Source organism: Corynebacterium sp. 13CS0277 (assembly GCF_002994655.1).
GTDB lineage: Bacteria > Actinomycetota > Actinomycetes > Mycobacteriales > Mycobacteriaceae > Corynebacterium.
Genome location: NZ_PPDL01000030.1, coordinates 13,150 through 29,864 on the forward strand (window position 1 = coordinate 13,150; position 16,715 = coordinate 29,864).

Genomic DNA, 16,715 nt, shown 5'->3' on the forward strand with positions numbered 1-16,715 from the left:
CACCCGCCCGCAGCACCCGGGTAGCGCAATCACCCCGAAGGCAAGAGAAGACAATTCGACAATCTTGTGAAGGAACTGTGATGATCCGCGTTCTTCTTGCCGACGATCACGAAATCGTGCGCCTGGGCCTGCGGGCCGTCCTGGAGCACGCCGAAGACATTGAGGTCGTGGGTGAAGTGTCGACCGCCGATGGGGCGATCGCCGCCGCCCAGGCGGGCGGCATTGACGTCATCCTCATGGACCTGCGTTTCGGCCCCGGTGCGGAAGGCACCCGGGTGTCGACGGGCGCTGATGCGACCGCCGCGATTAAGGCGACGGCGGCGAATCCGCCGAACGTGCTCATGGTGACGAATTACGACACGGATGCGGATATCCTCGGCGCGATTGAGGCGGGGGCTGTCGGCTATCTCCTCAAGGACGCCCCGCCGGCGGAACTCATCGCTGCGGTGCGCTCCGCGGCGGAGGGCGACTCCACCCTGTCCCCGGTGGTCGCGAACCGCCTCATGGAGCGCGTCCGCACCCCGCGCACCTCGCTCACACCCCGGGAGTTGGAGGTGCTCAAGCTGGTGGCGGCCGGCAAGTCGAACCGCGACATCGGTGAGATTCTCTTCCTCTCTGAGGCGACGGTGAAGTCCCACCTGGTGCACATCTACGACAAGCTGGGTGTGCGTTCCCGGACCTCTGCGGTCGCTGCCGCCCGCGATCAGGGCGTGCTCTAAACCGCTCAGGCGACCCGCCGGACCCGCCGCACTCAAAGGGCCCAGGCCATGGGCGATGCTGCCAGCAGCGCGCCCGTCGACCTGGGTCCTTTGTCGTGTGGTGTGGGATCGCGCCCGCGCAGCCTCAGGCCGATGGCACCACGCCACACTCCGATGTGCCGGGATGGGGATGTGCTCAGCCGCAAACGCGCGCAATCGGCTCCCGGATCGCTCACCTTGGGGGCGTTTTCGGGTTTCTCGCAGGAGAAACCGGCAAGAACTCACCGGCACGAACCACTCACGTTCAAACTGTCCCCGCCGGGTGCGAGGGGTGGGCGTTTCTGTCGCGAAGTCTCATGCCTGCTGAGGTGGGGTGAATTCCTCTGCTAGCTAGCAATATGATTCACCCGCTGGCGTGCGGATACCCGGTGATTCGGGCGGCTTAGTTGACCCGTCGAACAACTGGCAGTGGTCTGATGATTCTTGGGTGCCGCGGTGACCGCCCCCACCCCAGGGTTCGTCCGCGGTCAAGAAGAAAACACCCGCGCGTATTCTGCCGCCATTGCGGGGATGATTCCCGCGCATTCCCCGCCAAATCACCCCATCCCGCCACGCGCCCCACGCGTGCTGCGCGCCGGGCAGGAGTCGCTGCCGTGCCTGTGTGGCAGCAGGCCTGCGGGTGTGCACGCGGCTGCCTGTTACCGGGCCGGGGATGGCGATGGGCGCGTCTGGGGCGCCCTGGGTGCCCTGGGTGCCCTGTGTGGGCGCTGGCGCGGCTGTGGGCGCTCAGGGGTGCTCTTCAACGCCACAGGCGGCCCCGGGGAGCTGTGTGCTCTCCTGGGGCCGCCTGTGGGTGTGCGGGGCGGTGTTAGAACTGGCCGCCGGCGCGACGGTACTGGTCGACGATCTCCTGGGGGAGGCGACCGCGGTCAGAGACCTCGATGTTGTTGGCGTGTGCCCATTCACGGATCCGCTTCGCGGGGATGCCACCGGTGTTGGAGCCGGTGCGGGCGCGGCGGGTGTTGGGGCGGGAGTGGTCACGCTGTGCGGCGTCCCGGTAGCTCGAGATGACCTCGTAGAAACGGTCGGCGTTGCCCTGGGAAACTTCCAGCACGTAGTCAGTGCCATCGACACTGAAACGCACGGTCTTGACCTCGTCCTCGGTGAGGGGACGGCCGTCGAGATCGTCGAAATACTGGGTGACCTGCTTTTGGGCCATAGTGGGACTCCTATTAAAGGTGTGACTTCACATTCAAGCGTCGAGTTTAGACGATGAATGTTTAGTTGCGGAATTCGCGCCCAGAGTTGTTAAATGTCTCACCCCTAAATGGGGGATGCGGCGGGGAAGATGCCTTTGCCTTTTTCGGTGCGGAGCGACTGGGCGATCCACATGGGTGAACCGGGAACGTCCTTGTTTGTGACGAAAATCCAGTCGCACTGGACGTGATCGGGGGTGACTTCGACGACGCAGTATCCGTGGTGTTCCAGATCGCAGTACTTCAAATAGGGATTCACTGCCCGAATCGCATTTGATGTGATGTGGGGGATGGGGCTGCCGTCGGGCAGGTTCCACATCTCGTCAATGTTGGCGGAGGTGACGGAGGGGCCAACGAATTCGGCGGCGACGTAATCCCCGGGCCGGTAGCGCGCCGGGATGAGGGGGAGTTCGCCCGCCCAGGAGGTGTGGATGTCGCCGGTGACGAACACGACGTTGTCGACGTGTTTCTCCCGCAGCAAGCTGAGCAGCTTGTGGCGTTCGGAGGTGAACCCGTCCCACGTGTCGGAGGTATAGGGGTAGCCGTCGCGGGCGAGCCCGGTGAGTTCGGTAATGCCGGCGGCAAGCTCCGGGTCGAGTGGCGGCAGCAGGATGGGGGAGATCATCACCGGGTTGCCGACGATTTGCCAGGCGGTGTCGTTGGAGGTGAGTTTCCGCGTCAGCCACGCGTATTGGTCCGGGCCCAGAATGGTGCGGTCCGGGTTGTCGGCGGCCCGGTATTCGACGTATTCGGAGCGGTAGCTCCGCAGGTCGAGCATGTGCAGCTCAAAGAGGCGGCCGAAGCCGAGGGAGCGGTAGATGTGCCCCTCGCCGCGGATGGGCAGCCATTCGAGGTAGGCCTGCATGGCGGCATCCCGGCGGGCGGTGTAGTCGCCTTCGTCGGCGCTGTGGTTTTCGGCCCCGGTATCCCAGGCGTCGTTGGCGACTTCGTGGTCGTCCCAGGTGACGATCCAGGGGCAGGCCGCGTGCCCGGCCTGCAGGTCGGGGTCGGTGTGGTAGTGCCCGTAGCGGGCCCGGTAGTCGGCCAGGGTGACGGTTTCGTGGGCGGGCACGTGCGGCCGGATGACACGGTTGCCTTTGGCGGCGTATTCGCCGGTGGCGTACTCGTAGATGTAGTCGCCGACGTGGACGGCGATATCGATGTCGCCGCGGGTCGCGAGGTCCCGGTAGGCCTGGAAGTAGCCTGCTTCCCAGTTCGCGCAGGACAGCAGCGCCAAGCGCAGCCGGGAGACGTCCTCGCCGGGGGCGGGCGCGGTGCGGGTCCGCCCCACCGGGGAGGTCTGCCCCAGCGCCCGGAAGCGGTAGTAGTACGCCGCGGAAGGTTCCAGGCCGGTGGCCTCCAGCTTGACGGTGTTGTCGCGCGCCGGGGTGGTGTGCACCGTGCCGGTGGCGACGATGTGTCGAAAGTCGGCGTCGCGGGCGACCTCCCAGGCCACATCGACGGGCCGGCCGCGGCCGGACCCGGGGGCATCATCCGGGGTGCTCGTCACCCGGGTCCACAGGATGACGCTGCGGGGGTAGGGGTCCCCGGAGGCCACGCCGTGCTGGAACACGACATGCCCCGCAGCGCCCGCAGGGGTTGCGCCCGCAGGTGCTGTCGCGTCGGCCGCCCCCGCGAGGGCGCGGCTGGCGGCGGTGGCTCCGGCGGCAAGGGTGGCGGCGGAGGTGGCTTGGAGAACGCGGCGGCGGCTAACCATTAGCGGTGGCGGCGGTCGATCTCGGCGACGACGGCGTCGACGTCCTGGTTGATGCTGCGGTGCGCGCCGCGCCGCTTCTCCGGGGTGAGGAACTCGGCGTTGTCGACCGCGTGGGAGAGCTTCTCCAGGCGCTCGCGCATGTCGCGCACGAAGCCGCTGGGAAGCCCGGAGCCCGCCAGCTGCTCAGAGATGCCGTCGATGCGGGCCTGGATCGGCGCCCCGTAGCCGGAGTGCTGGCCCAGGCGCTCCGGGGCGACGCCCAGCTGCTTGGCCTGGGCGCTGGTGCTCACCGAGCGCAGCTTCGTGATCGCCTGGTACACCAGCGGCACCAGCACCGGTGCGGCGAGGCGCGCCGCCCCCAGCACCCGCGCCACCGACGCCCGGTTCACTCGGCCGGCCTGGATCTGCTTGAGTTTCGTTTCGGCGAGTTTCTGCTTCGCTTTCAGCCCCTTGGCCTCCGCTTTGCGGAGCTTCGCTTCCTGCTTGGCCAGAAGCTTCGTCTGGCTCTTCGTCAGCTGGGCGCGGGCCTTCACCTCGGCCTTGGCGCGCGACTGCGCGGCCTTGACTTCGGCGCGGGCGTTGCGGCGGGCTTTCATCAGTTTCTTCCACATGGCGTTCTCACAAGTCCTTCCCGGTGGGGTGTGCGTGACTGGGTTCAACCCTACCCGGCCCGGTACTGTGAGTTCTGCTGTGTGCCCACCAAAACCCCGTGCTGAGTCCCCCGCCACCTGTGTCCCCGACCGCGCTGCCGATGCGGCGCAGACGGTCGGCGAGTTGGTGGCGCGCGACCCCGGGGTGGAACCCCACGAGCTGGTGGGCTGCCGCTACCGGCTGCGGCAGCGGGCCGCCCACCCGGATGTGGCGGCCGCCCCGTCCGCGCGCCTGCTGCGCGCCCGCGCCCAGGCCGAGGAGATTCGGGCGTTGTTGCCCACGGCTCCGGCACTGGGGGATAGCAAGCAGTTTTCGCGGGTGCAGGCCACCGACGAGTTCGACACCCTGGAGGCACTGGCCGCCGGCCACACCCTCATTGAGAACGCCCGCATCGAGGTCGGCGCGTACGCGGCCACGGTGGACGTGCTGGTGAAGACGTCGCAGGGCTATGTGCCGGTGATTTTCTCCACGCACCGGGTGGCGCGCGCCGCCCGCGGTGCTGCGACGCCGATGGTGGCGACGAGCCGGCTGGGGCTGGGCGCACCCGTGGTGGGCGAGTACCGCCTGCGGCACCATGTGGGTGATGGCTACCGCCTGGCGGTGGCGGCGATGTTTCTGCGCGAGGTGGGCCTGGATACGGGTACTGGTGGCGCGATTGGGCAGGACCCCACCCGCTGCTTCCTCGTGGACACCGCCCCCCTGGTGGAGACCTTCACCCAGGTGGAATCCTCCCCGGTGCCGACGCTTCCCCGCCGCACGAAAGAATGCCGCACCTGCCGCTTCTGGCAGTTCTGCGAGCCGATCCTCGTCGCCCGCGACGACATCAGCCTCTACCTGCCGGGGGATGCGGCGGATCGCTTCCGCGCGCTGGGGATCGACACGGTGCAGGCGCTCATCGACTCGGAGGAGTACCCGTCGAATCGTGTGGCCCGCGCCTGGCGGGAGGGCACCCGGTTGCTCAAGAAGCGGGGGTTCACCGGCACCCCGAGCGGCCAGCGTGCCGCCGGTACCCCTGGTGGTCAGCGCGCCGGCGGTACCCCGGCCACCACTGCCCGCACCATGGCTGAGGCGGTGCTGGTGCCACAGGACCTTGAGATCGACATCGACATGGAGGCCTACCTCGACCACGGTGCTTACCTGTGGGGTGCCTTCGACGGGGAGGAGTACGTCGCCTTCGTCGATGTGGGGTTGGCGGATGAGGCGGCGAACTTCGCCCGCTTCTGGCACTGGCTCATGGGGCGCATTGCCGCCCAGCAGGCGGCCGGCGGCACCGTCGGCGTGTACTGCTACTCCAACCACGGGGAAAACCACTGGATGATGAGCTCCGCGCGGCGCTTCGGCGGGCAGCACACCCCTGACGGCCTGGTGTGCCCCACCCCGGAGGAGGTACGCCACTTCCTCCAGTCGCGTGTGTGGATGGACGTGTTCTCCCAGGTGCGCGCGAGCCTGGTCAGCCCCTTCGGGCTGGGGCTTAAGGATGTGGCCGCGGCGGCGGGGTTCCACTACCGGCAGGCGGATCTCGCCGGCGAGGGCAGCGTCGACGCCTACCTGGAGGCCATCGACGACCCCGAGATCGCCGCCCGGATCGTGGAGTACAACGAGGAGGATTGCCGGGCGACGCGGGTGGTACGCCAGTGGCTACGCGCGGGCGCGCCGGGTACCGAGGAGCTGTAGCAGCACCGCCACCCCGAGAAGCCCACCCAGGGCGAGGACGAGGCGCGCCCAGTGGCCGTCGGCGAACACCCCGCCCGCGGCAGCGCCGACGACCGCGGAGCCGGTGTAGTAGCACAATAGGTACATGCTGGAGGCCTCCGCCCGGTCGCGGATGGCTACCTCCCCTAGCCACCCGGAGGCGGCGGTGTGGGTGGTGAAAAACGCCGCGGTAAACACCAGTAGCCCCACCACCACGACGGCGAGGTTGTTCACCAGCAGGCACCCCAGGCCGGCCAGCATCCCAAGGGTCCCCCCGAGGAGCATGCCGCGCCGTCCGCCGCCGGCCTTCGTGGAGGCCACCGTGCCCGCGAGGTAGAGGACGAAGACACTGCCGGCGAGCGCCTCAGACAGGCCGAAGTGCTGCTGCAGGTAGTAGCCCAGGTAGTTGTACACCGACACGAAGGTGCCCATCGCGAGGAACCCCATCGCGAACAGCAGCGCGAGGGTCGGGTTGCGCCAGTGCCCCAGCATGGCGCGCCCCTCGCTGGTGAAGGTGAGCTTCTTGGGGTGGAAGTGCTGTTGTGCGGGCAGCAGGCGCCACATGGCGATAGCGCAGCCGAAGGCCGGCAGCGCCCCGGCCAGCAGTGCCGCCCGCCAGGGGAGAAACTCCGCCGCCACCGCCGGAATGATGCGGCCGGCCAGCCCCCCGAGGGAGGTGCCCGCAATATAGATGCCCATGGCTTTGGGTGCGGCCGCGCCGAGTTCTTCGCTCAGCCACGTCATGGCGACCGCCGGCACTCCCGCCAGCAACGCCCCCTGCACCCCGCGCAGCACAGTGAGCACACTCATGCTGGGGGCGAGGGGCACGAGCAGGCCCATGAGGGTGGCGGCCAGTGCCGAGGTGAGCAGCACCCGGTTGCGCCCGTAGCGTTCCGACAGCACGGAGGCGGGCACGATGCACACGGCGAGTGCCCCGGTGGCGGCGCTGACGGTGCCGGCTGCCTGGGTGGCTGTGCCCCCGAGGGCGCCCGACAGGCTCGGCAGGATGGCTTGGGTGCTGTACAGGCTGGCGAAGGTGGCGAGTCCTGCCAACAGCAACGCGAGGACGGCCCGCCGTTCGTGGGTCATGTGAGCCAGGCTACCGAACAACCCACCCCGGGTGCCCCCACCTTGACAGGGCAGGCATGCGAAACCCCCGGCACTCCGGGGGGACTCGAGGAGTCCCCACACAGGTACCGGGGGCAGGTGCGCGGTGACCGCGCGGTGACCGCGCGGCGAGCGCGGCGCGTGGTGTTACTTGGCGGCCGCTGCAGCGTAGCGGGCGGCGACGTCATCCCAGTTGAAGACGTTCCACACGGCGGTGACGTAGTCAGCCTTGACGTTCTTGTACTGGAGGTAGAAGGCGTGCTCCCACATGTCGAGCATGAGCAGCGGGGTCAGGTTGATCGACAGGTTGCCCTGCTGGTCGGTCATCTGCTCGATGACGAGGCGGTCGGCGATGTGGTCGTAGCCGAGGACAGCCCAGCCGGAGCCCTGCAGGCCGAGAGCCGCAGCGGTGAAGTGGGCCTTAAAGTTCTCGAAGGAGCCGAAGTCGCGGTTGATGGCCTCCGCGAGGGCGCCGGTCGGCTCGCCGCCACCGTTGGGGGAGAGGTTCTTCCAGAAGATGGAGTGGTTGGTGTGGCCACCCAGGTTGAACGCCAGGTTCTTGGACAGGGCGGTCACCTCGGCGCCGATCTTGCCTTCGGCGCGGGCCTTCTCCAGGGCCTCGAGGGCGGCGTTGGCGCCGGCGACGTAGTTGGCGTGGTGCTTGGAGTGGTGCAGCTCCATGATCTCCGCGGAGATGTGCGGCTCCAGAGCGTCGTAAGCGTAGTCGAGTTCCGGCAGAGTGTAGACAGCCATGAAGATTCCTTCGATTGAAAAGTGAATAATTACCAGTACCCGCCTATGGGGCTGGTGTCACACCACTATAGGGGATTTTGTGGCCGCTGTGGGAACACCGGGGGGAGTGCACGCCGTTGTGCAGGGTGACGGCCACGCCGATCACGCGCGGCCCAACACGGCCCAGCATTGGCCAGCACGGCCCAGCAGGCATGGCCCAGCATTGCCCGGCATCACGAGATGTCGGCTGTGGCAGTGGCCGCTGCCGAATGAAAAACACAAAGAAAGTAGGAACGCTATGGGTTGGTTGTTTGGCAACCCCGGTCCCGTCACCGCAGAGACCGCACTCAAGGGCGGCCGGCACCCGGTGCTGCCCGACCCGCAGCCGCACGTGGTGCTGGGCACCCCGATCGCGGATCCTGTGACGCAGGGCCAGGGCGAGATCTTTGTCGGCATGGGGTGTTTCTGGGGCGCGGAGAAGCTGCTGTGGCAGCTGCCCGGTGTGGTTACCACGGCGGTGGGCTATGCGGGCGGGTTCACGCCGAACCCCACCTATCGGGAAACGTGCACCGGGCGGACGGGGCATACGGAAATCGTGCGCGTCGTCTTCGATCGGGCGGTGACGGATGCGGCGGCAATTGCGCTCGCAGCCCTGGAGGGACACGACCCCACCCAGGTGGATCGGCAGGGCAACGATGTGGGCACCCAGTACCGCTCCGCGCTGTACGTGACCACGCCTGAGGATCTGGCCGCTGTGAAGGATGTGGTGCGCCGCTATGGGGAGGCGTTGGCGGCGGCGGGTTATCCGCCGATCGCGACGGAGGTGATGCTGCTGCAGGACACTCCGGCGGGCGAGTTCTATCTGGCGGAGGACTACCACCAGCAGTACTTGGAGAAGAACCCGGGCGGCTATTGCCCCCACCACGCCACGGGCGTGTGCCTCGAGGGCTGACCGCACCGCAGCTGGCCGGGGCCGCGCTCGCAGCGGCCTGCCTCGGGTGGACCCGCTGCCGAGGCGGGCTTTGTGAGACCCGTGATCAAGGCAGGTGCTGAAGGGCCCCGGATCAACCCGGCATCAACCCGGGATCAACCGGGGATAAACCCTGGATAAACCGGGTATACAGCACTCAACCCCGGGACGCGGGAGTGCGTTCCGGGGTTGAGTGCGTGGTGCGCAGTACCCGTGCGCGGTGCGCGCGGACGTGCTGTGCGCGGGCGTGCGCCTGGCCTGCGGCTGTGCCGTGGCCCGAGGGCTGGTGCTTAGTTGGCGAAGACCTCGTCGGTCTGCAGGACGACGTAGGTGCCCTTGTCGTTGCTGGCCACGCCCACACCGAAGTTGATGGTGCCGTCGTAGGTGAAGGGCTTAGAGGTCTTCAGCTTGTCGGCGAACTTCGCGGCGGTCGGGTTGTCTTCCTTCTTGATGTAGAAGGCGACGAGGGTGTCGCTGCTGCTGGGCAGGCGCTTGTCCTTGGCGGCCTTCTTGGCAGCGTTCTGGGCGTCGTTGGCGAGGCTGTTGTCGTAGAAGGAGGCGGAGCCGCCGTTGCGGACTTCGTTCTTCAGGGAGTTGGCGATCTCCTCGCGCATCTTCTCCTCAGAGGAGGAGGGCTTGGAGCCCGGCTTCGTCACGACGACGACCTGGTCGCCGGAGTTGGGCTGCTGGGAGGACATCTCGGTGCCGCCGAGGCCCAGGAACACCAGGACCAGGGAGAGGAGGGTGGCCAGGGCGCGGCCGATGTCTTCCGGCTTCAGCGGGGGCAGGCCGGGGATACGGATCTCGGGGGGCATGGGAGTGAATAAACCTTTCGCGGGCTGGGGTGCTGGGCCCATCGGCTGCGCGCCGGGGGTATCGGGTGGCCTGTCGGGGCCAGCCGCACCGGGGGTGTGTGCGCAGTCGGGGTGTTGGCCATGTGGCTTTTAACCTAGCCCAGGTGCAGCCGCCGAGGCTAGTACTTGGACTATCGCTTCGACCCCCGGGGAAGGTTACGTGCGTCGCCGGATGCGCGTCGCGATGTGGGATTGGTGACTCGTCATGTGGGGTCGACCTGGGGATTTGGGGCCCAACACTGAGAAATCCCACACAATTCGGGCATAAATGTGGCCCAATCGGGCATAATAGTTTTTGGAACGGGCACGCGAGGCCCGCGTGATGTGAGCCCCGCAGTACCTGCTGTCATCTGACGCAACCGCCGACTGCCACACCACCCGCCCACGATCCTCCTGACACACACTCCCACCGCCGGCACGCACCCACTGTTTCTCCCGGGTGCGCCGGCCAGGACGTGGAGAACACAGGGGATAAGGACCCGTGGTGCCGGTGCCGGCATCACCTCTACTCGCAACTGCAAAGGATCGGTACCGCCGTGTACAACCCCACCGGAAACAAAGTCGTCCTCATTGGTGCTGGCGACGTGGGAGTCGCCTACGCGTACGCCCTGGTGAACCAGTCCACCTGTGATCACCTCGCCATCATCGACATCGATGAGAAGAAGCTCGAAGGCAACGTGATGGACCTCAACCACGGTGTGGTGTGGGCCCCGTCGCGCACCAAGGTCACCAAGGGCACCTACGAGGACTGCCGCGACGCCGCCATGGTCGTCATCTGCGCCGGCGCCGCCCAGAAGCCGGGCGAGACCCGCCTGCAGCTCGTCGGCAAGAACATGAACATCATGAAGTCGATCGTCGACCAGGTCATGGCCCACGGCTTCGACGGCATCTTCCTCGTGGCCTCCAACCCGGTGGATGTCCTCACCTACGCGGTGTGGAAGTACTCCGGCCTGCCCCACGAGCGCGTCATCGGCTCCGGCACCGTCCTCGACTCCGCCCGCTTCCGCTACATGCTGGGCGAGCTCTACGACGTCGCCCCGACCTCCATCCACGCCTACATCATTGGTGAGCACGGCGACACCGAGCTGCCGGTGCTGTCCTCTGCCACCGTGGCCGGTGTGTCCATGCGCAAGAAGCTGGAGAAGGACCCGGAGCTCGAGGGCCGCCTGGAGAAGATCTTCGAGGACACCCGCGACGCCGCCTACACCATCATCGACGCCAAGGGCTCCACCTCCTACGGCATCGGCATGGGCCTGGCCCGCATCACCCGCGCCATCCTGCACAACCAGGACGTCGCCCTCCCGGTGTCCACCCTCCTGCAGGGCGAGTACGGCGAGGAAGACATCTACATCGGCACCCCCGCCATCGTGTGCCGCAAGGGCATCCGCCGCCCGGTCGAGCTGGAGCTCACCGAGCACGAGATGGAGCGCTTCAAGCACTCCGTCAACACCCTGCGCGCCATCCAGGAAGAGTTCTTCCCCAAGGAGGGCTAAACCCCTGGGAGGCTCATCCTCCTGGAGGGCAGCCCCCTCACCCCGTAAGTCTCGCGCCCGTACTCGGGCGTGAGACTGGGCCGCAACGCAGGCCCGCCAAGACACCGCCGGCGCACCTGATGGTGACGCGCGCCGCCGGCGCACCTGACACGCACACCCACGCACCCCACGCGCGGGCCACGGCACACTGCCGAGCCCGCCACCCAAGGCCACGCCAGTGGTCCTGGGCGCAGGGAGGCGTGGGTGTGCGTCTGCGTGTGGGGATCTGTCTGGGGGGGACTGCCGCACTGTGTGGTGCTGTGTGGCACCGAGTCGCACTGGGTCGCGCTGTGTCGCACTGGGTCGCACTGGATGTGGGGGACGTGGGCCGTGCGCTCAGCGGAGCTCCACACCACGCTCCTGGGGGAGTGGGCGGTGGCGGGCGGAGTAGGGTGTGAACCCATGCTGATCATCGGACACCGCGGAGCATCCGGCACCTGTGCTGAACACACTGCGCGCGCCATGCGCGCCGCCCTCGCCCAAGGGGCCGACGGCATTGAATGCGACGTGCGGCTCACCGCCGACGGCCACCTCGTGTGCCTGCACGACCCGGTGCTGGATCGGGTGTCCAACGGGACGGGGCGGGTCAGTTCCCACACGCTGGCACAGCTGCGTGAGCTCAACATCGGTGACGACACGGTGGAGCCGGTGCTCACCTTCGCGGAGCTGCTCGACATCTATGAGGCCTACCCGGGGGCGCACCTATTCGTGGAGACCAAACACCCCACCCGCTTCGGCGGGCGCGTGGAACGCGCCCTCGTCCGCATGCTCACCGCCCGGGGGTTGGCATCCTCCCCGCGGGTGCACATCATCAGCTTCTCCCCGTGGTCGCTGTGGCGTGTGCGCCGGCTGGCACCACAGCTTGATGTGATCTGGCTGCACCGGGATCTGCTGTGGCCGGTCTCGGCGGTGCTGCACCGCTGGGTGCCGTTCGGCTATGGCGCCAACATTGATGTCATCGCCCGCCGCAGTGCCGCCCTGCGGAGCATTGACGGGCCCCGCTACTGCTACACGGCGAACACCCGGGAGCAGATCCTCGCCGCCGCCCAGGCGGGCATGGCGTATCTGGCGACGGATTTCCCGGCGGATGCGGCCCGCATCCTCACCGCCGGCGACACCACCGGCGCGCACGAGGAGTAACCCCCCGCCCGCGCACACGGAGTAACCCCACCGGCGCGCTCACGGAGTACCACCAGCAGCGCACGGATCGCGGCCGGGGCGCACTGGGGGACACGGGCCGGGAACAAGGGGTGCTGTCCGCGCCTGGGGCGCGCCCACCGGCCGCCCGTGCGTGGCCTGCGGCAGCCTGCCGGGTACCATGAGCGCCATGGCTAAGAAGAACAAGAAAAAGGAACAGCTTCCCGAGGGCATGAGCCGCCGCCAGGCGAAGCTCGCCGCCCGCGCCGCTGAACGCGCCGCCCTCGAACGCGACCCCCGCCCCTACGGCGGCTTCGCTGAGGAAGCCACCCTCGTGGCCCTGCAGGAGTTCGTGCCGTCCGCCAAGGCCAAGATCAGCGTGGCCGGCGTCGACCGCGACGTCTACCTGTGCACCGTCCTGCCGGGTGCCGTCGCCGCCGTCGTCCGCGACGAAGAGTTCGGTGGCGACGCCCTCGTCGCCCTCCAGGTGGCGGGCCACTCCCACAACCCGGGCCGCGACCTGGCCTACGCCCTCAACTGGCTGACCACCGCGAAGCCCGGCGACACCCTGGGCTCTACTGCGGCCGACGGTTCTGAGCCGAAGCTCGACACCCTCCTCGACCCGCAGCAGACCTTCGATGTCGAGGTGTACGAGAACTTCGACTGGTGGGTGCCGGAAGGCTCCACCATCGACCCGATGTACGCCCAGGCCCTGCAGGCCGCCAACGACTCCGTCATGCCGTCGAAGAAGATCGAAGGCGACTTCCACGGTGCCGCCTGGTGGATTGACGCCGGCGACAAGGCCCACATCCGCTGGGTGCGCACCGACGACGAAGACAAGCTGCTGCGCGCCCTCGCGCGCGTCGCCGCGAAGGGTGCCCTGCACCTGGGTGAGGACACGAAGTTCGCTGGTGTGTTCCGCACCCACGGCGTCGTGGTACCCGTCTTCGACCTCGACCCCACGGTCGACCCGGCCACCTACGGCCCGGTCCTGGCGGAACTCGCCAAGGGCATTGAGGCCGACATTGACTCCGATGCGGAGCTCACCTCCGAGGAGCGCCGCCGCCTGGAGAACATCAAGTCCCGCCAGGTCACCATCCGCTAACAGCGGAAGCTCAGCCCTGGGCCCCACCCCATCAACGACCCGCGAGGAGTGCATCCACGATGCAAGACGACAACACCACGCACACGGTGGTGGGCTTCGTCCTCCTCACCGTGGCGGTGGTCGGGCTGTTCCTCACTGGCGGCCACCATGTCTTCATCGGTGTTGCCCTGGCTGTGTGGGTGATGGCCGGGCTCAGGATGCTCACAGCGCTCGCGGCACGCCGCCACGCCCGCCGTGAGGTACAGGACGCTTCGCACAGGGTCGCCCCCGCAGGTGGCGAAGCAGAAGGCGTCACGCCGCCGGAGCCCTGAGATTAACGGGTGCGCGTGCGGCTTACTCACGCGAGTTGCCGCCAGTCACCGAAGAGCCCACGCCCGACCCCCGTGGTTGGCGCGTGGGCTTCGCCATGCTCGCCCCTGGAAATAATGTGCTCACACAGCCGGATTATCAGTGCCCACCGGCGCAGATGAGATTGACGCGTTGGCATAGGGCACACAGGGGCATAGGGCACACGGGGCCCGGGATACCCCCGTACATTCCGCGCACTCCCGAGCGTCCCACCGCGGGAAATACCACTGCCCCGCACGAGTACTGGCGTGAGTTAGTCTTCTAGTGTTCCCTGCCCGGAGACGATTATTGAAGGATCCGGGCCCTCATTGTCGCGCGAAGGAGTCATCTGTGCGCACCCTGCGCAGCGCCACCACACTGTTGACTTTCGCCGCACAGGCGGCAATGAAGGACCCTCACGGTCTGGCGCTCAACATTGCCCGGAAAATCCCGGCGCGGGCGCGCCGGGCAGTGACAGCGACCGCGCGGAAGGTTCCGAACCCCGCAGTGCAGGCTGCGGGTCTGCTGTTGGCTGATGAGCGCCAGGCCGCTGCCGCGCTGCTGGCAGCGAGTGATGGGGGAGCGTTTCGCCACCTGCGGGACTGGGTGGCTGTGGGTTCCCATGCGCAGGTGCCGGTGCGTGGGGCGGCGGCCCGCCGCCGGCAGGACTTCGCGCTGGGGGAGCTGGACGTTGATTCCGCCGCAGGGAGCGCTGACGCCGCAGGTACCCGCAGGGCGGGGCGCGCATCGAACTGGGCGGGGATGCCGCAGTGGCCTTGGCTGCGGCACGTGCTGCGACCGGTGTCCGCGTGGCGGGCGGATGAGGCGCGGGTTCTGCGCGGCGAGTGGCGGCCCGACGAGGCGCCCGACGCTGTGGCCAGGCGGCGCCTGGCGCGCAGCCAGGAGGCAGCCGGCCCCGGCCCCCGGCCGGTGCTGGTGCTGACGAACTCGTACCCGCATTCCACGGCCGGCTACGCGCAGCGCACCCACACCCTCCTGCAAGCGATCACGCGCCAGCTGTGTGAGGGCACGAAGGGTCAGACATCGGATGGTGCGGGCACGAAAGGTGAGACCCCGGATGGTGCGGGCGCGCGGCAGGCTTGCAGAGAGTGTCTGCGGGCGGTGACCCGCTACGGGTACCCGGCCATCATTGGGGTGCTGTCTGCGGGGCCGGATCAGGTGGACGACGTCACCTACCACCGTCATATCCCAGGGCTCTTCCACCCCCTGCTCAGCCGGCGGCTGGCAGCCCACACCGACCATGTCGTGGAGCATGTCATCGCCTGCGGGGCGACCGTCATTCACGCCACCACCGACTACGAGAACGGGCTCGTCGCCCGCGCGGCCGCCCGCCGCCTGGGGTTGCCGTGGGTGTACGAGATGCGCGGCGAGAGGGAACGCTCCTGGGTGGCCTCCCTGCCGCAGGCGTGGCGGGAGCGTGCCGCGGCGTCGCCGCGATTCCGGGCGCTGCGCGCCCGAGAAGCGGAACTCGCTAACGATGCAGACCGCGTCATCGTGCTCTCTGAGGTGCAGCGGGCGGCGCTGGCCGCCCGCGGGGTGACTACCCCGATCCTCGTGGTCGGCAACGGTGTGCCGCAGGCGAGCCTCGAGAAGCCACTCGACCGGGCGGCCGCCCGCGCGGAGGTGTGCGCCGAATGGGGACTGGAGACTGACACCCCACTGATCGGCACCATCACGGCGGTGGTGGATTACGAGGGCCTCGACCTCCTTGTGGATGTCGCACAACTGCTCGCCACACGGCTGCCTGCCGCCCGGATCCTTATCGTGGGCGACGGGGTTGCCCTGCCGGAGCTGAAAGCTCGGGCCGCCGCCCAAGGGGTGGACACCATGATCTTCGTCGGCAAAGTCCCCCCGGAGCGCGCCGCCGTGTACTACGCCGCCCTCGACGTGTTTACTGTGCCCCGCGCCGACACGGACGTCACGCGCACTATCACCCCGCTGAAGAGCATCCCGGCGCTGGGTGTGGGGTGCCCGGTGCTCGTCAGTGATGTGCCGGCCCTGGAAGAAATCACCCCGCCGGAGGCGGCCGAGTGGATCCTGCCCCGCGACCCGGAGATCTGGGCGCAAGCCATCGTGGACTGCGTAGGGCAGCTCGACGACACCCGCACCCACCCGCTCGCACCCGCGGCCCGGGCATTTGCCGCATCCCGCACGTGGGAACGCGGCGCCGCCCGCATCGTGCGCGCCTACGAGGAATTGGGCGAGAAGCCGAGCGCGGCGATGAGCGCGGCGCCGGCCGAAGACCCGCGCGGCGAGGAGCGCTGACCACACACGGTGTGGCGGTGTGATTGGGGCTGAGGCGGGGTGTCCCACGGGGGGCGGTGCCCGTGGGGTGGGTTAGCTGTACTTCCTCGGGAGGTTGTGAACGCTGCGCGAAGGACGGGGGCTCTTCGGTGGCGGCGTGCCCGTGCGGTACCGCAGGTCCTGTCGCCCGGTCGGGGGTGGTTGTGGGGGTGATTATCGGTGGGGATGGGCGTTCTTCCTGCGGACTCATTGCGTGCTTGCAATAATTGCGCCGAAAACTGTTCGTGGAAGGATGCTGATGATTCCCAAGCTGGCGGTCAGTTCCGTCGTGCGTGGTGCCGGCTCATGGTTGTCGCTCATCGTTACTGCGGTGACCTTGGCCGTGGTGTTGACGTTGAATATTGCGCTCATCGTCGTCGGTGCCGGCGCGGCAGGTGAGGCCCAGCAGGCCTACGTCACCATGGGTGGCGCGGCCTTGGGTTTCAGTGTGCTCACCGGCCTGGTGTCGTTTGCGACGGTGGTGGGGATCTGTGTCCGCGGTTGTGTCCCTTAGAGTGGTGTAACAGGATCCTCGCAGGTGGCGTGCCCAAGCACAAAAAACGGCCACCGCTGACCCATAGCCCTTCGTCATAGTTTGCAGACCAACACGAAAGGAGCCAGCGATGACCGCTG

At 68.1% G+C, this 16,715-nt stretch carries 15 protein-coding genes; 9 read left to right on the forward strand and 6 right to left on the reverse strand.

Features of this window, described 5'->3' with window-relative positions; genetic code table 11:
* Positions 1–80: 80 nt before the first annotated feature.
* A complete protein-coding gene (locus C1Y63_RS11305; RefSeq protein WP_106016558.1) occupies positions 81–719 on the forward strand; it encodes a response regulator transcription factor in 639 nt (212 codons plus the stop codon).
* A gap of 847 nt (positions 720–1,566) precedes the next feature.
* Here C1Y63_RS11305 and C1Y63_RS11310 read toward each other — a convergent pair.
* The 3 genes from C1Y63_RS11310 to C1Y63_RS11320 form a co-directional block, all read right to left on the reverse strand.
* Entirely contained in the window at positions 1,567–1,917 is a 351-nt protein-coding gene (locus C1Y63_RS11310; RefSeq protein ID WP_106016559.1) for an Lsr2 family protein, read from the reverse strand.
* A 104-nt stretch (positions 1,918–2,021) separates the two neighbouring features.
* Positions 2,022–3,671, reverse strand: a complete 1,650-nt coding sequence (locus C1Y63_RS11315) for an alkaline phosphatase (RefSeq protein ID WP_106016560.1) — start codon at positions 3,669–3,671, stop codon at positions 2,022–2,024.
* The gene (locus tag C1Y63_RS11320) at positions 3,671–4,282 is read right to left on the reverse strand and encodes a DUF6474 family protein (RefSeq protein ID WP_106016561.1); all 612 of its coding nucleotides are present in this window, start codon (positions 4,280–4,282) and stop codon (positions 3,671–3,673) included. The genes C1Y63_RS11315 and C1Y63_RS11320 overlap by 1 nt, the downstream gene beginning before the upstream one ends.
* A 79-nt stretch (positions 4,283–4,361) precedes the next feature.
* Here C1Y63_RS11320 and C1Y63_RS11325 point away from each other — a divergent pair, with 79 nt between their 5' ends.
* Positions 4,362–5,996 (forward strand): TM0106 family RecB-like putative nuclease, encoded by a 1,635-nt coding sequence (locus C1Y63_RS11325; protein ID WP_233195702.1) that lies wholly within the window; start codon positions 4,362–4,364, stop codon positions 5,994–5,996.
* Here C1Y63_RS11325 and C1Y63_RS11330 read toward each other — a convergent pair.
* Both C1Y63_RS11330 and C1Y63_RS11335 read right to left on the reverse strand, forming a co-directional pair.
* Positions 5,961–7,103 (reverse strand): MFS transporter, encoded by a 1,143-nt coding sequence (locus C1Y63_RS11330; protein ID WP_106016574.1) that lies wholly within the window; start codon positions 7,101–7,103, stop codon positions 5,961–5,963. The genes C1Y63_RS11325 and C1Y63_RS11330 overlap by 36 nt on opposite strands.
* A 165-nt stretch (positions 7,104–7,268) precedes the next feature.
* Positions 7,269–7,874, reverse strand: a complete 606-nt coding sequence (locus C1Y63_RS11335) for a superoxide dismutase (RefSeq protein ID WP_106016563.1) — start codon at positions 7,872–7,874, stop codon at positions 7,269–7,271.
* Between the two features lie 277 nt (positions 7,875–8,151).
* Here C1Y63_RS11335 and msrA point away from each other — a divergent pair, with 277 nt between their 5' ends.
* Positions 8,152–8,805 carry a peptide-methionine (S)-S-oxide reductase MsrA gene (gene msrA, locus C1Y63_RS11340; protein WP_106016564.1) on the forward strand — a complete coding sequence of 218 codons (654 nt, stop codon included), beginning with the start codon at positions 8,152–8,154 and terminating at the stop codon, positions 8,803–8,805.
* 308 nt (positions 8,806–9,113) lie between these two features.
* Here the strand turns inward: msrA and C1Y63_RS11345 are convergent, their stop codons facing one another.
* Positions 9,114–9,638: a hypothetical protein gene (locus C1Y63_RS11345; protein ID WP_106016565.1), complete on the reverse strand. Its 525-nt coding sequence runs from the start codon at positions 9,636–9,638 to the stop codon at positions 9,114–9,116.
* Between the two features lie 575 nt (positions 9,639–10,213).
* Here C1Y63_RS11345 and C1Y63_RS11350 point away from each other — a divergent pair.
* The 6 genes from C1Y63_RS11350 (at position 10,214) to C1Y63_RS11375 (ending at position 16,596) form a co-directional block, all read left to right on the forward strand.
* Positions 10,214–11,170, forward strand: a complete 957-nt coding sequence (locus C1Y63_RS11350; RefSeq protein ID WP_106016566.1) for an L-lactate dehydrogenase — start codon at positions 10,214–10,216, stop codon at positions 11,168–11,170.
* Between the two features lie 441 nt (positions 11,171–11,611).
* A complete protein-coding gene (locus tag C1Y63_RS11355; protein ID WP_158256160.1) occupies positions 11,612–12,349 on the forward strand; it encodes a glycerophosphodiester phosphodiesterase family protein in 738 nt (245 codons plus the stop codon).
* A gap of 187 nt (positions 12,350–12,536) precedes the next feature.
* On the forward strand, positions 12,537–13,451 hold the full coding sequence (locus C1Y63_RS11360) for a DUF5926 family protein (RefSeq protein ID WP_106016568.1): 915 nt from the start codon (positions 12,537–12,539) through the stop codon (positions 13,449–13,451).
* Positions 13,452–13,510: 59 nt separating this feature from the next.
* Entirely contained in the window at positions 13,511–13,762 is a 252-nt protein-coding gene (locus C1Y63_RS11365) for a hypothetical protein (protein WP_106016569.1), read from the forward strand.
* 367 nt (positions 13,763–14,129) lie between these two features.
* Complete coding sequence (locus C1Y63_RS11370) at positions 14,130–16,064, forward strand: glycosyltransferase family 4 protein (RefSeq protein ID WP_106016570.1); 1,935 nt, start codon at positions 14,130–14,132, stop codon at positions 16,062–16,064.
* Positions 16,065–16,341: 277 nt separating this feature from the next.
* On the forward strand, positions 16,342–16,596 hold the full coding sequence (locus tag C1Y63_RS11375) for a hypothetical protein (protein ID WP_106016571.1): 255 nt from the start codon (positions 16,342–16,344) through the stop codon (positions 16,594–16,596).
* The last annotated feature ends 119 nt before the right edge of the window (positions 16,597–16,715 follow it).